At 67.9% G+C, this 20028-nt stretch carries 18 protein-coding genes; 12 read left to right on the forward strand and 6 right to left on the reverse strand.

Annotation, left to right across the window (positions count from 1 at the left end; translation table 11 throughout):
- Positions 1–80: 80 nt before the first annotated feature.
- Both ACFWU2_RS14450 and ACFWU2_RS14455 read right to left on the reverse strand, forming a co-directional pair.
- The gene (locus ACFWU2_RS14450) at positions 81–557 is read right to left on the reverse strand and encodes an NUDIX domain-containing protein (protein WP_378607122.1); all 477 of its coding nucleotides are present in this window, start codon (positions 555–557) and stop codon (positions 81–83) included.
- 14 nt (positions 558–571) lie between these two features.
- Positions 572–1636 carry an ABC transporter substrate-binding protein gene (locus ACFWU2_RS14455; protein ID WP_378607125.1) on the reverse strand — a complete coding sequence of 355 codons (1065 nt, stop codon included), beginning with the start codon at positions 1634–1636 and terminating at the stop codon, positions 572–574.
- Positions 1637–1923: 287 nt separating this feature from the next.
- Between ACFWU2_RS14455 and ctaD the strand changes: the two genes are divergently transcribed.
- The 3 genes from ctaD to ACFWU2_RS14470 all read left to right on the forward strand — a co-directional run bounded on the left by ctaD (position 1924) and on the right by ACFWU2_RS14470 (position 5833).
- Positions 1924–3684, forward strand: a complete 1761-nt coding sequence (gene ctaD / locus ACFWU2_RS14460; RefSeq protein ID WP_378607128.1) for a cytochrome c oxidase subunit I — start codon at positions 1924–1926, stop codon at positions 3682–3684.
- Between the two features lie 144 nt (positions 3685–3828).
- The gene (gene serB, locus ACFWU2_RS14465; RefSeq protein WP_378607132.1) at positions 3829–5076 is read left to right on the forward strand and encodes a phosphoserine phosphatase SerB; all 1248 of its coding nucleotides are present in this window, start codon (positions 3829–3831) and stop codon (positions 5074–5076) included.
- Entirely contained in the window at positions 5066–5833 is a 768-nt protein-coding gene (locus ACFWU2_RS14470) for a peptidyl-tRNA hydrolase (protein ID WP_378607135.1), read from the forward strand. Before serB ends, ACFWU2_RS14470 begins: the two co-directional genes overlap by 11 nt.
- 30 nt (positions 5834–5863) lie before the next feature.
- On the opposite strand, the gene glgX is transcribed toward ACFWU2_RS14470, so the two are convergent.
- Positions 5864–8065, reverse strand: coding sequence for a glycogen debranching protein GlgX (glgX, locus tag ACFWU2_RS14475; protein ID WP_378607138.1), 2202 nt, complete (start codon positions 8063–8065; stop codon positions 5864–5866).
- A 44-nt stretch (positions 8066–8109) separates the two neighbouring features.
- Between glgX and ACFWU2_RS14480 the strand changes: the two genes are divergently transcribed.
- The 5 genes from ACFWU2_RS14480 to ACFWU2_RS14500 are packed head-to-tail and all read left to right on the forward strand — an operon-like array spanning position 8110 to position 12799.
- A complete protein-coding gene (locus ACFWU2_RS14480) occupies positions 8110–8934 on the forward strand; it encodes an ABC transporter ATP-binding protein (protein ID WP_378607141.1) in 825 nt (274 codons plus the stop codon).
- Positions 8935–8988: 54 nt separating this feature from the next.
- Complete coding sequence (locus ACFWU2_RS14485) at positions 8989–9822, forward strand: NUDIX hydrolase (RefSeq protein WP_378607144.1); 834 nt, start codon at positions 8989–8991, stop codon at positions 9820–9822.
- A 9-nt stretch (positions 9823–9831) separates the two neighbouring features.
- Positions 9832–10611 (forward strand): enoyl-CoA hydratase/isomerase family protein, encoded by a 780-nt coding sequence (locus ACFWU2_RS14490; RefSeq protein WP_378607147.1) that lies wholly within the window; start codon positions 9832–9834, stop codon positions 10609–10611.
- Between the two features lie 52 nt (positions 10612–10663).
- Positions 10664–11641 carry a class I SAM-dependent methyltransferase gene (locus ACFWU2_RS14495; RefSeq protein WP_378607150.1) on the forward strand — a complete coding sequence of 326 codons (978 nt, stop codon included), beginning with the start codon at positions 10664–10666 and terminating at the stop codon, positions 11639–11641.
- Positions 11642–12799, forward strand: coding sequence for a class I SAM-dependent methyltransferase (locus ACFWU2_RS14500; protein ID WP_378607153.1), 1158 nt, complete (start codon positions 11642–11644; stop codon positions 12797–12799).
- Here the strand turns inward: ACFWU2_RS14500 and dapA are convergent.
- On the reverse strand, positions 12796–13689 hold the full coding sequence (dapA, locus tag ACFWU2_RS14505) for a 4-hydroxy-tetrahydrodipicolinate synthase (RefSeq protein ID WP_378607156.1): 894 nt from the start codon (positions 13687–13689) through the stop codon (positions 12796–12798). The two genes, ACFWU2_RS14500 and dapA, sit on opposite strands and share 4 nt — an antisense overlap.
- 70 nt (positions 13690–13759) lie before the next feature.
- Between dapA and ACFWU2_RS14510 the strand changes: the two genes are divergently transcribed.
- Complete coding sequence (locus ACFWU2_RS14510) at positions 13760–14668, forward strand: LysR family transcriptional regulator (RefSeq protein ID WP_378607159.1); 909 nt, start codon at positions 13760–13762, stop codon at positions 14666–14668.
- A 70-nt stretch (positions 14669–14738) separates the two neighbouring features.
- On the opposite strand, the gene ACFWU2_RS14515 is transcribed toward ACFWU2_RS14510, so the two are convergent.
- Positions 14739–15338: a TetR/AcrR family transcriptional regulator gene (locus ACFWU2_RS14515; RefSeq protein WP_378607162.1), complete on the reverse strand. Its 600-nt coding sequence runs from the start codon at positions 15336–15338 to the stop codon at positions 14739–14741.
- A gap of 63 nt (positions 15339–15401) precedes the next feature.
- On the opposite strand from ACFWU2_RS14515, the gene ACFWU2_RS14520 reads away from it, so the two are divergent.
- On the forward strand, positions 15402–16307 hold the full coding sequence (locus ACFWU2_RS14520) for an SDR family NAD(P)-dependent oxidoreductase (RefSeq protein WP_378607165.1): 906 nt from the start codon (positions 15402–15404) through the stop codon (positions 16305–16307).
- Positions 16308–16339: 32 nt separating this feature from the next.
- Here ACFWU2_RS14520 and ACFWU2_RS14525 read toward each other — a convergent pair whose 3' ends face one another.
- Positions 16340–17641: a PQQ-binding-like beta-propeller repeat protein gene (locus ACFWU2_RS14525; protein ID WP_378607168.1), complete on the reverse strand. Its 1302-nt coding sequence runs from the start codon at positions 17639–17641 to the stop codon at positions 16340–16342.
- A 94-nt stretch (positions 17642–17735) separates the two neighbouring features.
- Between ACFWU2_RS14525 and ACFWU2_RS14530 the strand changes: the two genes are divergently transcribed.
- Positions 17736–18500 carry an acyltransferase gene (locus ACFWU2_RS14530; RefSeq protein WP_378607171.1) on the forward strand — a complete coding sequence of 255 codons (765 nt, stop codon included), beginning with the start codon at positions 17736–17738 and terminating at the stop codon, positions 18498–18500.
- Between the two features lie 39 nt (positions 18501–18539).
- Positions 18540–20027 (forward strand): amidase, encoded by a 1488-nt coding sequence (locus ACFWU2_RS14535; protein WP_378607174.1) that lies wholly within the window; start codon positions 18540–18542, stop codon positions 20025–20027.
- The last annotated feature ends 1 nt before the right edge of the window (position 20028 follow it).

Raw genomic sequence — 20028 nt, forward strand, 5'->3', positions numbered from 1 at the left:
CGGATCGGTCACCGTTCGTCCCGGCGGCCGGGTGTCACGCACACAGTGCGGCGACACCCGGCCGCCGGGCTTTCGTGGCGTCAGGGGCGGCGGAACCATGCTTCCGTGCGGCCCTCGAGAGCTTTGTGGAGCCGTAGCCGCGAGGTGTCGGTCAGCGGTTCGGGGAGAGCGTCGGGGGAAAACCACCCGACCTCGAGATTCTCGTCGTCGGCCACCCGCGCGCTTCCCCCCACGGCGCGCATGAGAAATGCCACATCGAGATACTGCGCTTCGTCACCGTTCGGATAGACGATCGGAGCGGTGACGTCGACGCTCGTGAGCCGCACGATCTCGGCGTCGATGCCCGTTTCCTCGTGCACTTCCCGGATCGCCGCTGCCGCGGGCTCTTCGCCGGGCTCGAGAATGCCCGAGACGACGGCCCATTTCCCGTTGTCCGCGCGGCGGGTGAGCAGCACCCGATGATCGTCGTCGACGACGATCGCGCTCACTCCGGGCAGCCACAACGGTGCTGTGCCGACCTGGGCGCGGAGACGGAGAACGAAGTCGGGGACCGGCATCGCGTCTTCCTCTTCTATCCGGAGTAACCGTTGAGACCCACGCCGAGGTCCTCGAGAATCGCGCGCGCTGCGACGGGGCCGGGTGTGGACCACACCTCGTCGGCTACGGAGAACAACCGGTTGTCGGTGACCGCGCCGAGGTCGAGCCACGGATCGGTGCGCATGATCTCGGTCCCGCGCTCGAGTCCCTCTCCGCCGTCGAATCGGACGAAGATCACATCGCCGTCCGCTGCCGCCGGATCGTCCGCGGCGAAAGCCTCGGTGGGGCGGTTGTCGACGACCCCGAACCGCTGTGCCGGCGGCCGCGCGGCGCCGAGATCTCCGACGACCTGTCCGGCGAACGACGCCGTGCCCTCTATCTCTCCACCTTCGGCGGTGAACCGCACGATCGACGCCTGAGTCTGGGACGACACCAGTTCGCGTCCGAGAGCAGCAGCCTCGGCGGCGTAGGTGTCGAGTACCGCCTGCGCGGCGGCGTTCCGTCCCAGGGCCTCGCCGACGCGGAGGAACTGCTGCCGCCAGAACACGGGATCGGAACCGACGAGCACGGTGGGAGCCACTGCGGACACGGACCGGTAGACGCTCTCGTCGGCCGCCGACCCCAGGATCAGATCGGGGCGGGCCTGCTCGATCGCCGCGATGTCGGGAGCGCCCTCCGGCCCGACGGTGGGCAACTCGGAGATGCCGGTGCCGAGATACTCCGGCCTCCCGTCGGCGTCGACGGTGGCGCCCACGACACGCTCCCACAAGCCGAGTGCGCACACAGCGTCGAGCGCTGCCTCGTCGAGGACGACGATGCGCTGCGCGTCGGCCGGAACTTCGGTGACCCCGGCGGTGTGGACCATCCGCCGTGTGCCGGTCGGCGGAACGCCCGCATCGAGAGGAGACGGAAGGGCGCACGCGGTGGTGGTGTCACGGTCGATGCCGACCACGGATGCGCCGGCGATGCGGGTGGTCGTGCGCACGATGGTCGAGGCGTCGTCGTCGGCGGGGGTGGAACAACTCGCCAGTACGGTCGACGTCGCGGCAGCGATCGCGAGGGACGCGACGACTGCGCGGGACCGGTGCACAGCTAACACTTCAGACCACTCCTGACGGACGGGCTCGAACCAGGGGACGGCTCAGGCTATCTCGTGTGCCGTACGCCGCCGACAGTGTCCCGCAAGCTCGTTGGGACCCGTTCGTGTGATCCGCAGCACAGGCTCTGTGGTAAGTCTCGGGCTCCATGCCAGGTAGCGTGGCGGCGAATACGACAGCGAGTAGGACCCGGCGGGCGACCGGTTTGCGGAGGGTCTACGATTCGATGAGCGCAAGCCAGAGAACGTTCGCCTCCAGCCCGAGGCCGAGCGCGCATTCAGGAGGATTAGTGACTGCCGTAGCGCCCCAGCCAGTCCCAGAGTTAGCGGTAGCGAGGCCATACCCGCCGCGGCAGGGACCCAAGGGTTCGTTCATCTACAAGATGATCACGACAACAGACCCCAAGATGCTTGGGCTCATGTACCTGGTCACCTCGTTCGCGTACTTCCTCATCGGTGGCCTGATGGCCCTGCTGATGCGTACAGAGCTCGCGGTTCCCGGTCTTCAGTTCTTGTCGAACGAACAGTTCAACCAGCTGTTTACCATGCACGGCACGATCATGCTGCTGATGTATGCGACCCCCGTGGTGTTCGCCTTCGCGAACTACATCCTGCCGTTGCAGATCGGCGCGCCCGACGTGGCGTTCCCGCGTCTGAACGCGTTCAGCTACTGGCTGTACCTGTTCGGCGCGACGATCGTCATGCTCGGCTTCGTCACCCCCGGTGGCGCCGCCGACTTCGGCTGGACCGCGTACACCCCGCTCACCAGTGAGCTGCATTCCCCGGGTGTCGGCGCGGACTTCTGGATCCTCGGTCTCGGTGTCATGGGCCTGGGCACCATCCTCGGCGCGGTCAACTTCATCACCACCGTGGTGTGCATGCGCGCTCCCGGCATGACGATGTTCCGGATGCCCATCTTCACGTGGAACATCCTGATCACCGCCCTGCTGATCCTGCTCGTGTTCCCGCTGCTGACCGCTGCGTTCTTCGGGCTGTTCGTCGACCGTCATCTCGGTGGCCACATCTACGACCCGGCCACCGGCGGTGTGCTCCTCTGGCAGCACCTGTTCTGGTTCTTCGGTCACCCCGAGGTGTACGTCATCGCGCTGCCGTTCTTCGGCATCGTCTCGGAGATCTTCCCGGTCTTCAGCCGCAAGCCGATCTTCGGTTACACCGGCCTGGTCTACGCGACGATCGCCATCGCGGCCCTGTCGATCGCGGTGTGGGCGCACCACATGTACGCCACCGGCGCCGTGCTGCTTCCGTACTTCTCGTTCATGACGTTCCTGATCGCCGTCCCGACAGGCGTGAAGTTCTTCAACTGGATCGGCACGCTGTGGAAGGGGCAACTGACCTTCGAGACACCGATGTTGTTCTCGGTCGGCTTCATCATCACGTTCCTCTTCGGTGGCCTGACCGGTGTCATCCTCGCGAGCCCGCCGCTCGACTTCCACCTGCACGACTCGTACTTCGTTGTGGCGCACTTCCACTACGTGCTCTTCGGCACCATCGTCTTCGCGACGTACGCCGGCATCTACTTCTGGTTCCCGAAGATGACGGGCCGCATGCTCGACGAGGGTCTCGGCAAGTGGCACTTCTGGCTGACCTTCGTGGGCTTCCACACCACCTTCCTGGTGCAGCACTGGCTCGGTAACGAGGGCATGCCGCGTCGCTACGCGGACTACCTGCCGTCGGACGGGTTCACCACGCTCAACACGATTTCGACCGTCGGTGCGTTCGTGCTCGGTGCTTCGACCCTGCCGTTCCTGTGGAACGTGTTCAAGAGCTACCGCTACGGCCAGATCGTCACGGTCGACGACCCGTGGGGCTTCGGTAACTCGCTCGAGTGGGCCACCTCCTGCCCGCCGCCGCGGCACAACTTCACCGAGTTGCCGCGCATCCGGTCGGAGCGTCCCGCGTTCGAGCTGCACTACCCGCACATGGTCGACAAGATGCGCGCCGAGGCGCACGTCGGACCGGGTAGCCACAAGCACAGCGTGAACGTGCTCGAAGGCGCCGACCGTACCCCCGGCGACCTCCCGCGCTCCTGATCGACCCGCTCTACGCACCGAAGCCCCGCCCGTCTCCACGGGCGGGGCTTCGGCCGTTCCGGGCCCGTACCCCGACGCGGAGTCGACCGCTCGGACTGCGACAATGGATGGGCACGTGCTGCGTCCGCACGTGCCTCGACGACAATGATCGGAGACGTTGTGGCGTCTGACAGCACGGTGCTCCTGACCGTGACCGGACCGGACCATCCCGGCGTGACCTCGGAGCTGTTCGCAGTGCTGACGAGGTACGACGTCGACCTGCTCGACGTGGAGCAGGTCGTGATCCGCGGGCAGTTGACGCTCGGCGTCCTCGTGGTCTGCCCCCGCGATGTCGAGGCGTTGCAGGACGAGGTCTCGTCGGCCATGGCCGCCATCGGCATGCGTGCCGAAGTACAGATCGGCGTGGCACCCGGCAGCGGTCACCCGGTGTCCACTCACGCTGTCGTCGTGCTGGGCAGCCCGTTGAGTGCGCGCGCGTTGCGGTCGGTGGGACGCACACTTGCCGAGCAGGGCGCCAACATCGATTCCATCCGCGGGATCGCCGACTATCCCGTCACCGGGCTGGAACTGATGGTCACCGCGCCGGACACCGATTCGGACGCCGACCGCCGTTTGCGCAAGGCCCTCGCGGAACTCGCCGCGGGTATCGACGTGGACATCGCGGTGGAACGCGCCGGTCTCGCCCGTCGCGCGAAGCGGCTGATCGTCTTCGACGTGGACTCGACTCTGGTGCAGGGCGAGGTCATCGAGATGCTCGCCGCGCATGCGGGCGTGGAGGACAAGGTCCGCGAAGTCACCGAAGCCGCGATGCGTGGCGAGATCGATTTCGCGCAGTCGCTCGAACAACGCGTCGCCACACTCGCCGGCCTGCCCGCCAGTGTCATCGACGAAGTCGCCGATCAGATCGAACTCACCCCCGGCGCGCGCACGACCATCCGGACGCTGCGTCGGCTCGGGTTCCGCTGCGGTGTCGTCTCGGGTGGTTTCCGCCAGGTCATCGAGGGCCTCGCTCACGACCTCGAACTCGACTTCGTGCGCGCGAACACTCTCGAGATCGTCGACGGAAGGCTCACGGGCCGCGTTGTCGGCGACATCGTCGACCGTGCCGCAAAGGCGCACGCGCTCCGTGAATTCGCCGCCGAGGCGGGTGTGCCCATCGAGCAGACCGTGGCCGTCGGCGACGGTGCCAACGACATCGACATGCTCGGTGCCGCCGGCCTGGGTATCGCGTTCAACGCGAAGCCCGCGCTGCGCGAGGTCGCCGACACCGCGTTGTCCTACCCGTATCTGGACGCCGTGCTCTTCGTCCTCGGTGTTACGCGGGACGAGGTAGAAGCCGCCGACCGGGTCGACGGAACGTTGCGACGGGTACCGCTCGATCGTGGTGCCTGAACCCCATCCGATCTTCACCGACCCCGGGTTCACGCAGCGGCACGCCGTGCTCGCCCGGGGTTACGGAGACCGGCCCGACCCGGCCGACCCGGCATCGGTGCTGGCGATGCCGATCGTTCTCCACATCCCGAAATCCGATCCGCCCGATCGGAGCGCGCTGCTCGAGGCCGCCGCAATCGCCACCGTCACCCTGTGCTTGGATCCGCGGGTCGGGCCGGGACCGGACGGAGAGCTCGGACCGTGGCAGGAGGCGTTCCTCGCGTGGAACGACGCCCGGATCCGCAAGGTCAGCCGTCGTGCCCGCGGTGCGCAGTGGCGCGCCGCGCAGGAGGTCGACGGAGTCACCGTCGACCACGCCGGTGCCCAGGCGCGGGCACTGGTCCCCGGTCCGGTAGGAGCACTCGACCCGAGGATCTCCCGGCTGCAGATCGGCGGCACCGATGTCCCGCCCGACAGTCCGCCCTCCCCGCCCGCCGGTGTGCCGGTGCTGTGGATCGACGGAACTCTGGGCATGACGGTGGGCAAGGCCGCCGCACAGGTCGGTCACGCCTCGATGCTGCTCGCCGGCGCACTGCCGCTCGAGTCCGCACGGGAGTGGGCGGCCGCGGGTTATCCCTGTGCCGTCCGCGACGCGACTCCCGCGCGATGGCACGAACTGCTCGCGCACGTCGAGAACGGATCTGCCGTCGCGGTGAAGGACGCCGGATTCACCGAAGTCGCGCCCGGTTCGGTCACCGTCGTCGCACTGGCCGGGTGACCGTCTCGACGACGGAGCCGCCGCACCGGGTCATCCCGGCAGGGACCCGTGGTGGTCGGAGCCGGAGTGCGTTGTGTCCGTGGGTGTTTCGTCTTGCATCGAGGTGCGGAACACCAGCACGGTCGGACCGGTCAGCGTAAACGCGGTACCCACCGGGCGGGGGGCATCGTCGACGGGTGCGCCGTCGACCGTGCTGGAGTCGAAGACACACATGATGTCGCCGCGATACCACTCCGGCCCACCCAGAGTCAGGGTCGCGGCGCCCCCCGCGTGCAGGACGAACAGACCGCTGCTGTCGGGTAGCCGTATCCCCGCGCGGGTGGTGGTGCCCAGCCCCGATCCGTCGACCCAGCCTTGGAGGGTGCGGCGGCTCTCGTCGTGCCAGCCCGCGTAGTCGAGTTCGGTGCCGTCGATCCCGAACCACACGAGGTCGGGGTGGCCGCCGGTCCTCGCCCGCCCGTCGAAGAACCGTCGCCGGCGAAGCACAGGCACCACGTTCCGGAGCCGGAGAAGCCCGCGCACGTACGCGAGCCGGTCGAGGTCGGCGCTTTCCCACTCCAACGGCCACGCGTCGCGTACCGGTACGTCCTCCGGAACGCAGTACGCGTTGTTGTTGCCGTGCTGGGTGTGACCGAGTTCGTCACCGGCGAGCAGCATCGGTGTGCCGGTCGAGAGCAGCAGCGTCGCGAGCAGCGCACGGACGTGCCGGTCGCGCGCGGCGACGATCTCGACGTCGTCGCTGGGACCTTCCACGCCGTGATCGACAGATTCGTTGTGGTCGGAACCGTCGCGGCCGTCCTCGCCGTTCGCCTCGTTGTGCTTGTGCCGGTACGACACGAGGTCGGTGAGTGTGAATCCGTCGTGCGCGGTGATGTAGTTGACCGACATCGCAGGCTGCCGCTGTTCCCGCCGGAACAGATCCTCCGAGCCGGTGAGCCTCGAGGCGAGTTCGCGGACACCCGAGTGCCCCGCCCAGAAGCGGCGCGCCGAGTCGCGGTACTTGTCGTTCCATTCGGCCCACTGCACACCGAAGCGACCCAACTGGTAACCGTGCCCGGTCGCGTCCCACGGCTCGGCGATGAGTTTGAGGCCGGTGAGCACCGGGTCGGTGGTGATCGCGGTGAGCAGAGCCCCGCGCGGGTCGAACGCACCACCGCGCGGCCGCGCCAGCGCGCTCGCGAGATCGAACCGGAACCCGTCCACACCCATCTCTTCCGCCCAGTACCGCAGGCTGTCGCACACCATCCGGACGGCGATGGGGGAGGAACCGTCGATCGTGTTGCCGCATCCGGTGAGGTCGATGTCGTGACCGTGGTGGTCGAGCAGGTAGTAACCGGGCGCGTCGAGACCGCGCCACGACAGGTTCGGTCCCGCCACCGACCATTCGCACGTGTGGTTGTAGACGACATCGAGAACGACTTCGAGTCCGGCGCTGTGCAGCGCGCGGACCATCGTGCGGAACTCGGCGATCTCCTCACCCGGTGTCGCGGCGTAGGCGGGGTGCGGAGCGAAGTACGACGCGGTCGAATATCCCCAGTGGTTTCGCATCCCGCGCGCCCGGACCGGGGGTTCGGTGAGAAAAGCCTGGACCGGCAGGAGTTCGACGGTGGTCACGCCGAGTTGCACGAGATGGTCGATCACCGCCGGGTGGCAGAGCCCGAGGTAGGTGCCGCGCAGGTGCGGGGGTACCTGCGGATGGTGCGCGGTGTACGAACCCACGTGCAGTTCGTAGACGACGGTGTTCTCCCACGGTATGCCCGGCCGCTGCGGGGTGTCGGCGCCGGAGGCCGTGACCACCGACAGCGGCGTGTGCCCGAGCGAGTCCACGGTCGACATCGCGTCGAACGGGCCGCCGTCGTAGGCAAGCAGTCTGGCTGCGTCACCCACCTCGCCCGTGATCTGCCGGCCCCACGGATCGAGAAGGATCTTGTGGGGATTGGTGCGCACGCCGTGCCGCGGATCCCACCGCCCGTCCGCGCGATAGCCGTACCGTTGCCCCGCGCCGACGCCGGGGACCACACCGTGCCACACGCCGTAGGTGAAGTCGGGGAGGTCGATCCGCTGTTCGTGCCCGTCCTCTCCGACGAGACACACCTGGACGCGGTCGCTGTGCGGGGCGTGCACGGCGAACCGGGTACCGGAGCCGACAACCGTCGCGCCGAGGGGGAACGGCGACCGGTCGTGCAGAGCGGCGGACGGAGCGGATTCCGAGGAGGGTGACGACACAGGCATGATCCTGCCGCGTGTCGCGCCCGGACGTAAGACAAGATGGACGCGTGGCACAACCTGATCCCGATTTGCTCATCGAATTCGAAGACGTTCTGGTGCGGCGTGGAGGCAACGTCCTCGTCGGACCCGTGACCTGGAAGGTGGAACTCGACGAACGCTGGGTGGTGCTCGGCCCCAACGGCGCAGGCAAGACGACGTTGCTGCGCATCGCGGCGGCCGAGACGTTCCCCACGTCCGGAACGGCACACGTGCTCGGCGAAACATTCGGCCGGACCGACCTGTCCGAACTGCGGACCCGCATCGGCCTGTCGTCGGCGGCGCTCGCGAACCGCGTGCCGTTCGACGAGAAAGTCCTCGATCTGGTGATCTCCGCCGGATATGGCGTACTCGGTCGATGGCGCGAACGCTACGACGACATGGACACCGAGCGCGCGATCGAGATGCTCGAAAGCCTCGGCGCCGAACATCTCGCCGACCGGTCGTACGGAACGTTGTCGGAGGGCGAGCGCAAACGAGTGCTCATCGCCCGCGCGCTCATGACCGATCCCGAACTGCTGCTGCTCGACGAACCCGCGGCCGGCCTGGACCTCGGTGGCCGCGAGGAACTCGTCGCGCGACTGGGCGTGCTGGCCGCCGACCCGGACGCGCCGGCCACTGTCCTCATCACGCACCACGTCGAGGAGATCCCGCCCGGTTTCACCCACGCGTTGCTCCTCAAGGAAGGCGCGGTCGTCGCGCAGGGTCTGCTCGACGACGTCATCACCGGGGAGAACCTCAGCGAAGCGTTCAGCCAGGCCATCACGCTGGAACAGGCGGACGGCCGATTCTTCGCTCGCCGTACCCAGGAGCCGGGACGCCACCGTCGGGGATGAGACGGCGGGCGCGCCCGGCATGGCGTGCGTCACGTGATCCGATAGTTTGAGGCCATGCCCCACGATCGCTCGGTGAGCTCCTTCGACCCTGCCGCGGTGCCGATCCGCGGTGCTTCCACGGTGATGCTGGTCCGCGACTCCGCACGGGGAGTGGAGGTGTTCCTCCAACAGCGCGTGGTCGGCATGGACTTCGCCGGCGGGATGACGGTGTTCCCCGGCGGCGGGGTCGATCCGTCCGATACCGACGCGTCGGTGCGGTGGTCCGGTCCGGACGTCGCCTGGTGGGCGGAGCGGTTCGCCACCGACGAGGCGACAGCGCGCGCGCTGGTGCTGGCGGCCGTGCGGGAAACGTTCGAGGAATGCGGTGTCCTGCTGGCCGGACCGGACCGCGACACGCTCGTCGCGGATACTGCCGTCTACGCCGGTGCGCGCCGCAAGCTCGAGGCCCGTGAGTTGTCCTTCGGCGATTTTCTCGCGCGAGAAGGACTCGTGCTGCGCGCCGACCTGCTGCGCCCCTGGGCCAACTGGATCACGCCCCTGGGGGAGCGCCGCCGGTACGACACCCGATTCTTCATTGCCGCCGCACCCGACGGACAGCGCGCGGACGGGGAGACGAGCGAAGCCGAAGAGGTGCGGTGGCGGACCGCCGCGGAAGAACTCGAGTACTGGCGGTCGGGACGGTGTGTCCTGCTTCCCCCGACCTGGACTCAGTTGACGGACCTGGCGCGATACCGGACGGTCGCGGAGATCATGGCCGCGGAGGTGACCGTCGAACCGGTCCTTCCGGTGATGAGCAAGCGGGACGGCATGATCCACATCTCGTTCGACGGCGAGGACGGCTACTACGCGGTCGGGTCGCATCCGTGGGCCCAGCGCGCCGACCTCTAGGCTCGGTGCATGCCTGAATTCGTGACGCTCGAGGTTTCCGACGGTATCGGCACCATCCGGCTCGACCGGCCGCCGATGAACGCGCTCAACCGCCGGCTCCAGGAGGAGCTTCGGGACACCGCGAGGGAAGCAACCGTGCGGGACGACGTGAAGTCGGTGATCGTGTACGGCGGGGAGAAGGTGTTCGCCGCCGGCGCCGATATCAACGAACTCGCCGAGATCGACTTCGTCCGGATGAGCCGGATCGTGGGTGATCTGCAATCCGCGCTGGGCTCGATCGCCGACATTCCGAAGCCGACCGTCGCCGCGATCACCGGCTACGCGCTCGGTGGTGGCCTCGAACTCGCCCTCGGCGCCGACAGGCGGATCATCGGGGACAACGTGAAGCTGGGCACGCCCGAGATCCTGCTCGGCGTGATCCCCGGTGGTGGCGGCACACAGCGCCTCGCGCGGCTGGTGGGGCCGTCGAAAGCCAAGGACATCGTGTACACCGGCCGATTCGTCGGGGCGGACGAGGCTCTGGCGATGGGTCTCGTCGACGAGGTCGTGGCGCCGGACGACGTGTACGAGGCGGCCCGCCGGTGGGCCGCGCAGTTCACCAAAGCGGCGTCGCGTGCGCTTGCGGCAGCCAAGGCTGCGATCGACCAGGGCCTCGAGACCGATCTCGATACCGGCCTCGCCATCGAACAGCACCTGTTCGCGTCGCTGTTCGCTACGAAGGATCGCACCATCGGCATGGAGTCGTTTCTCGCCGACGGGCCCGGAAAAGCCGATTTCGTCGGCGAATAGTTCGCCCAACCGCAAAATTGTCCCCGACTTACCGATGGGTAGGATCACCGGCATGACTGCAAGCAGGCCCGACGGGGTCGACCCCGCGCCGAACCCGCACGCCACTGCCGAACAGGTCGCGGCAGCGATGGAAGACACCAAGCTCGCTCAGGTGCTCTACCACGACTGGGAAGCCGAGACGTACGACGACAAGTGGTCGATCTCGTACGACGAACGCTGCATCGACTACGCGAAGGGACGGTTCGTCGCCGCTGCCGGAGAGCAGCCCCTGCCCTACGAGCGGGCGCTCGAGTTGGGATGCGGAACCGGCTTCTTCCTGCTCAACCTCATGCAGGGTGGGGTGGCGAAGACCGGTTCGGTCACCGACCTGTCGCCGGGCATGGTCAAGGTGGCGCTGCGCAACGCCGAGCATCTCGGCCTCGACGTCGACGGCCGCGTCGCCGATGCCGAAACCATTCCGTACGAGGACGACACGTTCGACCTCGTCGTCGGTCACGCAGTGCTGCACCACATTCCCGATGTCGAGCAGTCCCTGCGCGAGGTGCTGCGCATCCTCAAGCCGGGTGGCCGTTTCGTGTTCGCCGGTGAGCCGAGCACGGTCGGCAACTTCTACGCGCGCTGGCTCGGGCGGATCACGTGGGAGGCCACGACCACCATCACGAAGCTGCCGTTCCTCAGCGACTGGCGCCGTCCGCAGACCGAACTCGACGAGTCGTCGCGCGCTGCTGCGCTCGAGGCAGTCGTCGACCTGCACACCTTCGACCCGTCCGATCTCGAGAAGATCGCGCGCTCGGCGGGTGCGACCGACGTCAAGGCATCGAGCGAGGAATTCGCCGCCGCACTGCTCGGCTGGCCGGTTCGCACGTTCGAAGCCGCGGTTCCGCCCGAGAAGCTGGGCTGGAACTGGGCCAAGTTCGCCTTCGGTGGCTGGAAGTCGCTCAGCTGGGTCGACGAGAATGTGCTCAAGCACGTCGTCCCGCGCAGCTTCTTCTACAACGTGATGATCACCGGTGTGAAGCCGGGCAAGTAGTTGGGATACGAGTTCACGCTCGACGACGTCCGGTACCTGACCTCGGATACCGGCGCGGCAGCGCTCGCACGTGTCGGCGAGCGTGAACTGTCGACACGTACGCGCCTGGCCGATATCGGCTGGGTGCGTACGCAATTCGGCGACCGGACCGCGGTGCTCGTGGAGACGGTGTTGTTGCGCCGCAAGGCGGACGCGAAGATTCCCGGTGCCGCGCGCTGGATCCTCACCGACGATGCGGTGCAGCAGTCGACGCCCGCGACCGTGGCGGCGCATCGTGCGCGACGGCTTGCCGGCCGCCGGGTCCACGACGTCACCTGCTCGATCGGCGCCGAACTCGCCGAACTCGTCGGTGTCGCGGAGACGGTGGTCGGCAGCGACCTCGACGAAGTGCGCCTCGCCATGGCGGCCCACAACGTCCCCGACGCGTATCTCGTCCGTGCGGACGCGCTGACGCCTGTGACACGCGGCACGACCGTCGTCGCGGACCCTGCGCGTCGCGCCGGTGGCCGCAGGACCCACGACCCGGCGGCGTTGCAACCGCCGTTGCCCGACCTTCTCGGGGTGTATGCCGCACGCGACCTGGCCGTGAAGTGCGCACCCGGTCTGGATTTCGACTCCCTCGACTGGGACGGCGAGGTCGAAGTGGTGTCGCTGGACGGCGGCGTGCGGGAAGCGTGCCTGTACTCCCCGGGACTCACCCACGGCGGTGTTCGACGCCGCGCCTCGGTACTCCGTTCGGACGGAACCGGTTTCGAGGTCACCGACACGATGCCGGACGAGATTCCCGAGCGCGCACCGGGGGAGTGGATCGTCGATCCGGACGGTGCGATCGTGCGTGCGGGACTGGTGCGTCACTACGGTGCCGCGCACGGGTTGTGGCAACTGGATCCGCGCATCGCGTATCTCACGGGCGACACGCTCCCGGACGGGGTGCGGGGGTTCCGCGTCCTGGAGCAGTTCAAGTACACCGAGAAGTCACTGAAGCAGGCGCTGTCCCGCCTCGACTGCGGGATCGCCGAGATCCTGGTGCGCGGACTCGACATCGATCCTGCGGTGTTGCGTCCCCGGCTGAAACTGAAGGGCTCACGCTCGCTGAGTGTCGTGCTCACACGGATAGGCCGTACCCCCGAGGCGTTCGTCTGCGAAGCGTCCCGTTAGTCCGCACGGACCGTGTGGGGCAGCGCCCCGAGAATCGCCGCGGGGCTGCCCGCCGGCAGGAGGGGCAGCCGGACGTTCGGAGTCGAAATCCGGCCCTGGGCGTGGAGCACGGCCTTGATGACGGTGGGGTTCGGCCCCGCGGTCAGCGCGCACGCGGTCTCCACGAGTCGGTTCCCGAGGGTCCTCGCCTGCGACAGGCATCCGCCGTCCCACAACCGGAACAGTTCGACGAACTCGCGCGTGCAGACGTTCGCGGTCGCCAGGATCGCTCCCGCGGCACCCATCGCGAGGAGCGGGGAAACCAGCGCGTCTTCTCCTGCGAGGATCGAGAACGACGCCGGGGCCTCTGCGACCAGTCGCGCGGTGTCGGTGTCCACCGAGCCGACTGCCTGTTTGATGCCGGCAATCTGCGGATGCTGCGACAGTCGCGCGACGGACTCCCAGCCCAGGTGCTGGCCGGTGCGGTACGGAACGTTGTAGAGAATCAGGGGGAGCGGACTGCGTGCGGCGATGTATTCGAAGTGCGCCACCACCCCTGCCTCGGATGGGCGTGTGTAGTACGGGACCACCACCATTGCGGCCGTGGCGTCGCCCTCCGCATGCAGTTCCTCGAGGGTGCGCGCGGTGCCGGCCGTGTCGTTCGAACCCGCGCCGACGACCAGGGGCACGCCGTGCTCGCGGCACACCGTCCCGCAGATCCGCACGACCTCTCGACGTTCCTGAGGGTCGAGGGTGGCCGCCTCCGCGGTTGTTCCCAACGCAACGATGCCGGCCGCGCCTTCTTCGATCACGCCGTGGGCGAGACGTTCGAGGTCGGTGGCGGCGATCTCGCCGGTGTCCGTGAACGGGGTGACGAGGGGGACGAAGACGCCCGACGGATGGAAGGTCATGCGTTCAGTCTTGCCATCGCAATTCACAAGATCCAGTTACTCTTCGTGACGGAACTCGTAAGCTGGATCGATGCTCGACGTTCGCAAGCTGAGGCTTCTCCGTGAACTCGCCCATCGAGGCACGATCGCTGCCGTCGCCGAGGCACTTTCGTACACGCCGTCGGCGGTGTCGCAACAGATCTCGGCGCTCGAACGCGAGGCCGGCCGCCCCCTCCTGGTGCGCACGGGTCGTCGGGTGAGGCTGACCCCGGCGGCGCTCGTCCTCGTCGAGCACACCGAGGCGGTTCTTGCGGAACTGGAACGAGCAGAAACCGCGCTCGCGACGAGTGGGCCAGGGCCGGCGGGGTCGGTTCGCCTGGGGGCCTTTCCGACCGCGCTACGGACGGTTGTGCTCCCCGCCCTGTCGGAACTCCGCCGTGCGGACCAGGGCCCGGAATTGACGGTGACGGAGGTCGATCCCGCCGATGCGCCGGATCTGCTTCGGGGAGGTCACCTCGACATGGCGCTCGTCCACGAATACGACAACGTGCCCTCCTCCGTCGGGTCGGGCATCGAACTCGAACCGCTTCTCGACGAGGTCATCTATCTGGCCGCGTCCGCAGCGCCGGACGCGGAGGGTTTGGCGGTCGTCCGCAGTCACGCCGACAGCCCTTGGATTGTCGGGAATGCCGGCACGTTGTGCCACACCATGGCGTTGCGCACCTGTCGATCCCAAGGCTTCGAACCGCGGGTCACCCATCGGGTCGACGACTTCGCTACGGTCCTGCGACTGGTTGCAGCGGGAGCCGGCGTGGCATTGGTGCCACAGCTCGGGGCGATCGATGTTCCGGCAGGAGTGGTGCTCACCGCGCTTCCGGTCGGGAGGCGAACCCGAATCGCGTACCGCCGGGGCAGTGGGCACCGGCCGGCGCAGGCTGCAGTGAGCGCCGAATTGCGCCGGGCAGCACGAACTTTCGACGATCCCTCGACTGTCGGCTGAGGGTGAACTGCGTCAGCGGAGCACGCCGATGTCGCCGTTGTGTGTCGTCGTGACGGACCTCGCCGCAGGGTCAGCAACCGGGCTGTTCTGCACTCAGCCCCGCCGAGAGGATGCCGACGACGGCGGAAAGTTCCGCGTCGTCGATCGTCTCGTCGATCACGAATATGGTGAAGAAAAGCGCACCGCCGAGCATCCGGTGTGCCGTGGTCACGCTGGGCGTTCGCGTGAGTTCTCCACGTTTCGTCGCGCGGGTGAGGATTACGTCGATCTCGGCGCGTTCGGTTGCTACGAACACGGTCCGTAGTCGCTGCGAGACCTCCGGTGATCTGCTGATCTCGGCAAGAACCTGGGGTGCTACCTCGCGCGCGGTAGGTGAGGACATGTCGGATCGGATTCGTCGGGCGAGGGCGAGTAGATCCCCGCGCAGCGAACCCGTGTCCGGCGGGGGTTCGATGTTCGAGGTGTGCATCGCCGCTGCGAACAGCAGTTCGGCTTTGGACTGGAAGCGTCGGTAGATCGCGGCTTTCGATGTTCCGGCGCGGGTGGCGATCTCGTCCATCGTGACGTGCGCGTACCCGACTTCGGCGAGTAACTCGCGCGAGGCTGATAGGAGCGCCGCATCGATTCCGCTGTTGCGTGGTCGGCCGAGGGCTTGACCGGTCGTCATCATGGTGGAAGTATACGATACCGAAGTATCGAAACTGGAGTCTCGTAACCGTCGAGTGAGGGCGTTGTGAAGATCATTGTGATGACGGGTGGCACGTCCGGCTTCGGTGCCATTGCAGCCCAGCGCATTACAGCGGCGCCGGATACCCGATTGCTGCTCGGTGCCCGCGGCGTCGCGCCGGCCGGAACTGAAGCGCTGCCTCTCGACCTGGCGGTATTGGGTAGTGTGCGGTCCTTTGCGGCGTCGGTGATCGACGTGCTCGGTGATGCCTGGATCGATGCGCTCGTGTTCAACGCGGGAATGCTCAACCGCACCAGCGAGACGCGTACCGTCGACGGATTCGAGGCCACGTTCGCCGTAAACCACCTCGCGCACTACCTGCTGCTGCGTATGTTGCTGGGGCGGCTGGCGCGCGGCGCTGTGGTCATCCTGACAACCAGTGGCGCACACGATCCGGCCGAAGGGGCGGGTCTGCCCACGCCACGGCATGCGGAGGTGTGCATGCTCGCCCACCCCGATCGTGACCCTGACGTGGAAGACCGGCCCGCAGTTGCCGGTCGGCGTGCGTACACGGCGTCGAAGCTGTGCAACGTCCTGACCGTCCGGGCCCTCGCGGCCCTCGCGCAGACCCGCGACCGAGATATCATCGGGATTGCATACTGCCCCGGCCAGACGCCGGGTACCGGGCTCGTCCGCGGCATGCCATTGCACCTGCGAGCCGCGTGGAGGCTGTTCGGCGGACCGCTGGGAGCCGTTGTGCCGCAATTCAACAGCCGTCAGGCTGCGGGACGGGCGCTTGCAGACCTCGCGCTCGGCGTCGTCCGTCCACCCGGTAAGGAGTACTACGCGACGCTGCGCCGCGGAGTGCTCACCTGGCGCGAGCCATCCGATTTGGCTCGCCGCGACGACCTCGCGTCGACCCTCTGGCGCGACAGCGCCGGACTGGTGCAGGTCACGACAGCGCCGATCTGACGTCTATGCGCGACACAGGACGTGTGCTCCGGTCAGCGCAGTACCACCACATCGCCGCCGTGCGTTGTGGTGACGAATTCCCCGTCGGGTCCCACAGCAGTGCCGATCGGGAAACCTGTTGCCTCCGTCAATGTTTCCTCGTCGATGGTCCGGCCGTCCGAGGTGTCGAACACGAGCGCGGCCGGACCGTCGCCACCGTCGATCACCGAATAACCCAGACCGTCCGCAGTCACCGCCGGTACTCCGTGCGCGGTGACGTCGGAGCGTTCCCAGAGCGTCTCGGCGCCGTCGCCGGTGTCGCGCAGGGCGAGCAGCGATCCGCCTGCACCGTCCGCGGCGATCAGCAGCAGTCCGTCGGCGGTCACCGCCGGACCGGTGGCGGGCGCGTGATCGAGGCGTTGGTTCCAGCGAGCGGTGCCCGTCGCCGAATCGAGTGCCCACAGGGTCCCGTCCCCGTCGTGCACGTAGACGACCGTGCCGTCGGCGGAGAGCACCGGACTCGTCACGGCCCCGCCCGGCAGGTCGTCGGTCGACCATTCCTGAACCACCGAGGCGTTGTCGCCGCTCGTGTACCGCATCGCGACGAGCGACGCCCGATCGGCGCCGGGACGCCACAACGTCACGAAGATCCGGTCCGTTGCGAGGTCGACGGCGGGGTTGGTCGCGACAGGGCAATCGGGGGATCCGCCGAAACACGCGGCCAAGCCGTGGTCACTGGCGGGTCGCGGGACGTTCTGGCCGTCGTCGACGGCGGGAATCGGCACGAGGTCGAACAGCGGTGCGACGAGTTGGCCGGTCTGCGGGTTGATGATGTTGATCTGGCCGAAATGCGTGACGACGACCAGTTTTCCGTCGGACGCGAACTGGGCGCTGCGCGGTGTGCCGCTCACCGGGATCCGCCAGCGCCGCTGGCCGTGCTCGTTGAACGAGAACATGCCGCCGTCCTCGCCGACGTAGATGTTCGTGTTGCCGTCGGACACAGGGGTGACGGTCGTCGCTCCCGGAGCGAGTCGCGTGCACCAGCGCTTGCGTCCGTTGTCGATCTGGAAGGAGAAGAGGTTGCATCCCGCCTCCGTCGAGGCGGTGACTGCGATCTGGCCGTTGGCGGCCACCCCGGCGGGAGAGCCCACCTCGCCTCCCAGTGGGCGGGCCCACGCGGCCGAGAGATCGTCGAGACCGTCTGCGGTCGCGGTGCTGCTGTTGCGGGCATCCGAATAACGGCCCGGCCAGCCTCCTTCGGAGAGCACATTGCTGGTACCGCCTCCGCCTGCGCACCCGCTCAGTGCAACCGCCGCCGTCGATGCCAGCACTGCGGCCCGCAGGACACCCCGCATCACCCAACTCCTCCCGGGACGAACGTTTCGAGCCGTCAGCGTATCGGGCCGGTGGTTGTACCCCGCGCAGGAGGCGGACCGTAGGCTGCCCCCTATGACGAGCATGTGGGGCGCACCGCTGCGCACGAGGTGGCGCGGTTCCCGTCGCCGGGATCAGGACCAGGCACGATTCCTGACACTGTCATCTCTGCGATGGGTGCTGGCGAACAAGGCATACACGCCGTGGTACCTGGTCCGGTACTACCGCCTGGCGAAGTTCAAGCTGGCGAATCCGCACGTCGTGCTGCGCGGAATGGTGTTTCTGGGGAAGAACGTCGAGATCCACGCGACGCCCGACCTGGCGCGGCTCGAGATCGGCAAGTGGGTGCATATCGGCGACGGCAACGCCATCCGCTGCCACGAAGGTTCGCTGCGAATCGGTGACAAGGTCGTATTCGGCAAGGACAACGTCGTCAACACCTACCTCGACATCGAGATCGGTGCGTCGACCCTGGTTGCCGACTGGTGCTATATCTGCGATTTCGACCATCGCACGGAGGACATCACCTATCCGATCAAGGACCAGGGCATCATCAAGGGCCCGGTGCGAATCGGGCCGGACACCTGGATCGCCGCCAAGGTGACGGTGTTGCGCAATACCAAGGTGGGTCGCGGCTGTGTGCTCGGCGCACACGCCGTGGTCAAGGGTGAGATCCCGGATTACAGCATTGCCGTCGGCTCGCCGGCGAAGGTCGTGAAGAATCGGAAGCTGTCGTGGGAGACCGCCGCCGCCGAGCGTGCCGCACGGGCCGCAGCGCTCGAGGACATCGCGCGGAAGAAGGCGGGAGAAAAGCCGGTCGACGCACAACCCGGCGTCTGACGACAGTCACAGGAAGATCGGCAGGGGAGGGGCTCGACCGTGGACTTCGACGAATACCGGCGTTACGACGCCGTGGGGCTCGCAGAACTGGTGGCAGGCGGGCAGGTGACGCCGCACGAACTGCTCGAGACAGCGATCGCCAGACTCGACGCCGTCGAGCCGACTCTCAATACGGTCGTCTACCGGCTCGACCGGGAGGCCCGTGTGCGGGCCGGCCACCCGTTGGACGGCGCGTTCGCGGGCGTGCCCTTCCTCGTGAAGGACCTCGGGCAGGACATCGCGGGCATCCCCACCGGCAGCGGGTCCCGCGCGCTCGCCCAATTCCCCGCCGAACGCAACTCGGTGGTCGTCGACCGCTGGCTCGAGGCAGGTCTCGTCGTCTTCGGAAAGACCAACACCCCCGAATTCGGGCTCAAGGGCATCACCGAACCGGAAGCCAACGGTCCCACCCGCAACCCGTGGAACCCGGCGTTGACCCCCGGGGGTTCGTCCGGTGGTTCCGCCGCGGCTGTCGCGGCGGGAGTGGTGCCCGTTGCGGGCGCGAGCGACGGCGGTGGCTCGATCCGGATCCCGGCCGCATGCTGCGGTCTCGTGGGGCTCAAGCCCGGACGCGGAGTCGTGCCGACCGGCCCGCTCGGCAGCGAACCGCTGCACGGGGCGGCAACGAACGGGGCGATCACGCGAAGCATCCGTGACTCCGCGGCTCTCCTGGACGTCATGGCCGGTGCCTATTCGGCGGCGCCCTTCCTGAGTGCGGCTCCACCGCAGTCCTATTCAGCCGCGGCACGCACCACGCCCCGGCGACTGCGGATCGGGTACGCGACCGCGTCCCCACTCGGGACCGGGGTCGACCCCGAGGCGGTCGCCGCGGTCGACGCCACGGTTGCCCTGCTCGACGAACTCGGTCACCACGTCGAGCCCGCGACGACCGGTGTCGACGAGCGGCAACTGGCCACGGACTTCCTCACGATGTGGTTCGCGTCGTTGACAGCGGAGGTCGACGAGGTACGGCAACGCACGGGGTCGGGCCCGGACGGATTCGAATTCGACACCCGAATCCTCGCCGAACTGGGCCGCACCGTGCCCGCGCCGCAGTATCTCGCGGCGCTGGCGCGCTGGGGCGAACACACCACCCGGCTCGCTGCATTCCACGACCGCTACGACCTGCTGCTCACCCCGACCTTGGCCTACCCTCCGGCGAGGATCGGGGAACTGGCTACCCCGCGCTGGATGAGCACCCTCGGGAACGTGCTCATCGCGACGCGAATGGGCAAGGTGGCCCGCTGGACCGGCCTGGTGGACCGGATGATCGACGAGAACCTCGGACGTACGCCGTACACCCAGCTGGCGAACATCACCGGGCGCCCGGCGATCTCGCTGCCGCTGCACTGGACCGCGGACGGCGTACCCCTCGGCGTGCAGTTCGTCGCGCCGCTCGGCGGGGAAGGCCTGCTGCTCGCTCTCGGGGCCGAACTGGAACAGGCTCGCCCGTGGTTCGACCGCGTGCCGGCCCTCGGAGTCGGCTGAC

Origin of the sequence: Rhodococcus sp. NPDC058639 (genome assembly GCF_042717545.1) — a bacterium.
Taxonomy (GTDB): domain Bacteria; phylum Actinomycetota; class Actinomycetes; order Mycobacteriales; family Mycobacteriaceae; genus Rhodococcus.

Bases quoted from the DNA above. Each gene is read 5' to 3' on its own strand.
- ACFWU2_RS14450 (WP_378607122.1), bottom strand. From the start codon at position 557: ATGCCGGTCCCCGACTTCGTTCTCCGTCTCCGCGCCCAGGTCGGCACA.
- serB (WP_378607132.1), top strand. From the start codon at position 3,829: ATGATCGGAGACGTTGTGGCGTCTGACAGCACGGTGCTCCTGACCGTG.
- glgX (WP_378607138.1), bottom strand. From the start codon at position 8,065: ATGCCTGTGTCGTCACCCTCCTCGGAATCCGCTCCGTCCGCCGCTCTG.
- ACFWU2_RS14485 (WP_378607144.1), top strand. From the start codon at position 8,989: ATGCCCCACGATCGCTCGGTGAGCTCCTTCGACCCTGCCGCGGTGCCG.
- ACFWU2_RS14490 (WP_378607147.1), top strand. From the start codon at position 9,832: ATGCCTGAATTCGTGACGCTCGAGGTTTCCGACGGTATCGGCACCATC.
- ACFWU2_RS14495 (WP_378607150.1), top strand. From the start codon at position 10,664: ATGACTGCAAGCAGGCCCGACGGGGTCGACCCCGCGCCGAACCCGCAC.
- dapA (WP_378607156.1), bottom strand. From the start codon at position 13,689: ATGACCTTCCATCCGTCGGGCGTCTTCGTCCCCCTCGTCACCCCGTTC.
- ACFWU2_RS14510 (WP_378607159.1), top strand. From the start codon at position 13,760: ATGCTCGACGTTCGCAAGCTGAGGCTTCTCCGTGAACTCGCCCATCGA.
- ACFWU2_RS14515 (WP_378607162.1), bottom strand. From the start codon at position 15,338: ATGATGACGACCGGTCAAGCCCTCGGCCGACCACGCAACAGCGGAATC.
- ACFWU2_RS14525 (WP_378607168.1), bottom strand. From the start codon at position 17,641: ATGCGGGGTGTCCTGCGGGCCGCAGTGCTGGCATCGACGGCGGCGGTT.
- ACFWU2_RS14530 (WP_378607171.1), top strand. From the start codon at position 17,736: ATGACGAGCATGTGGGGCGCACCGCTGCGCACGAGGTGGCGCGGTTCC.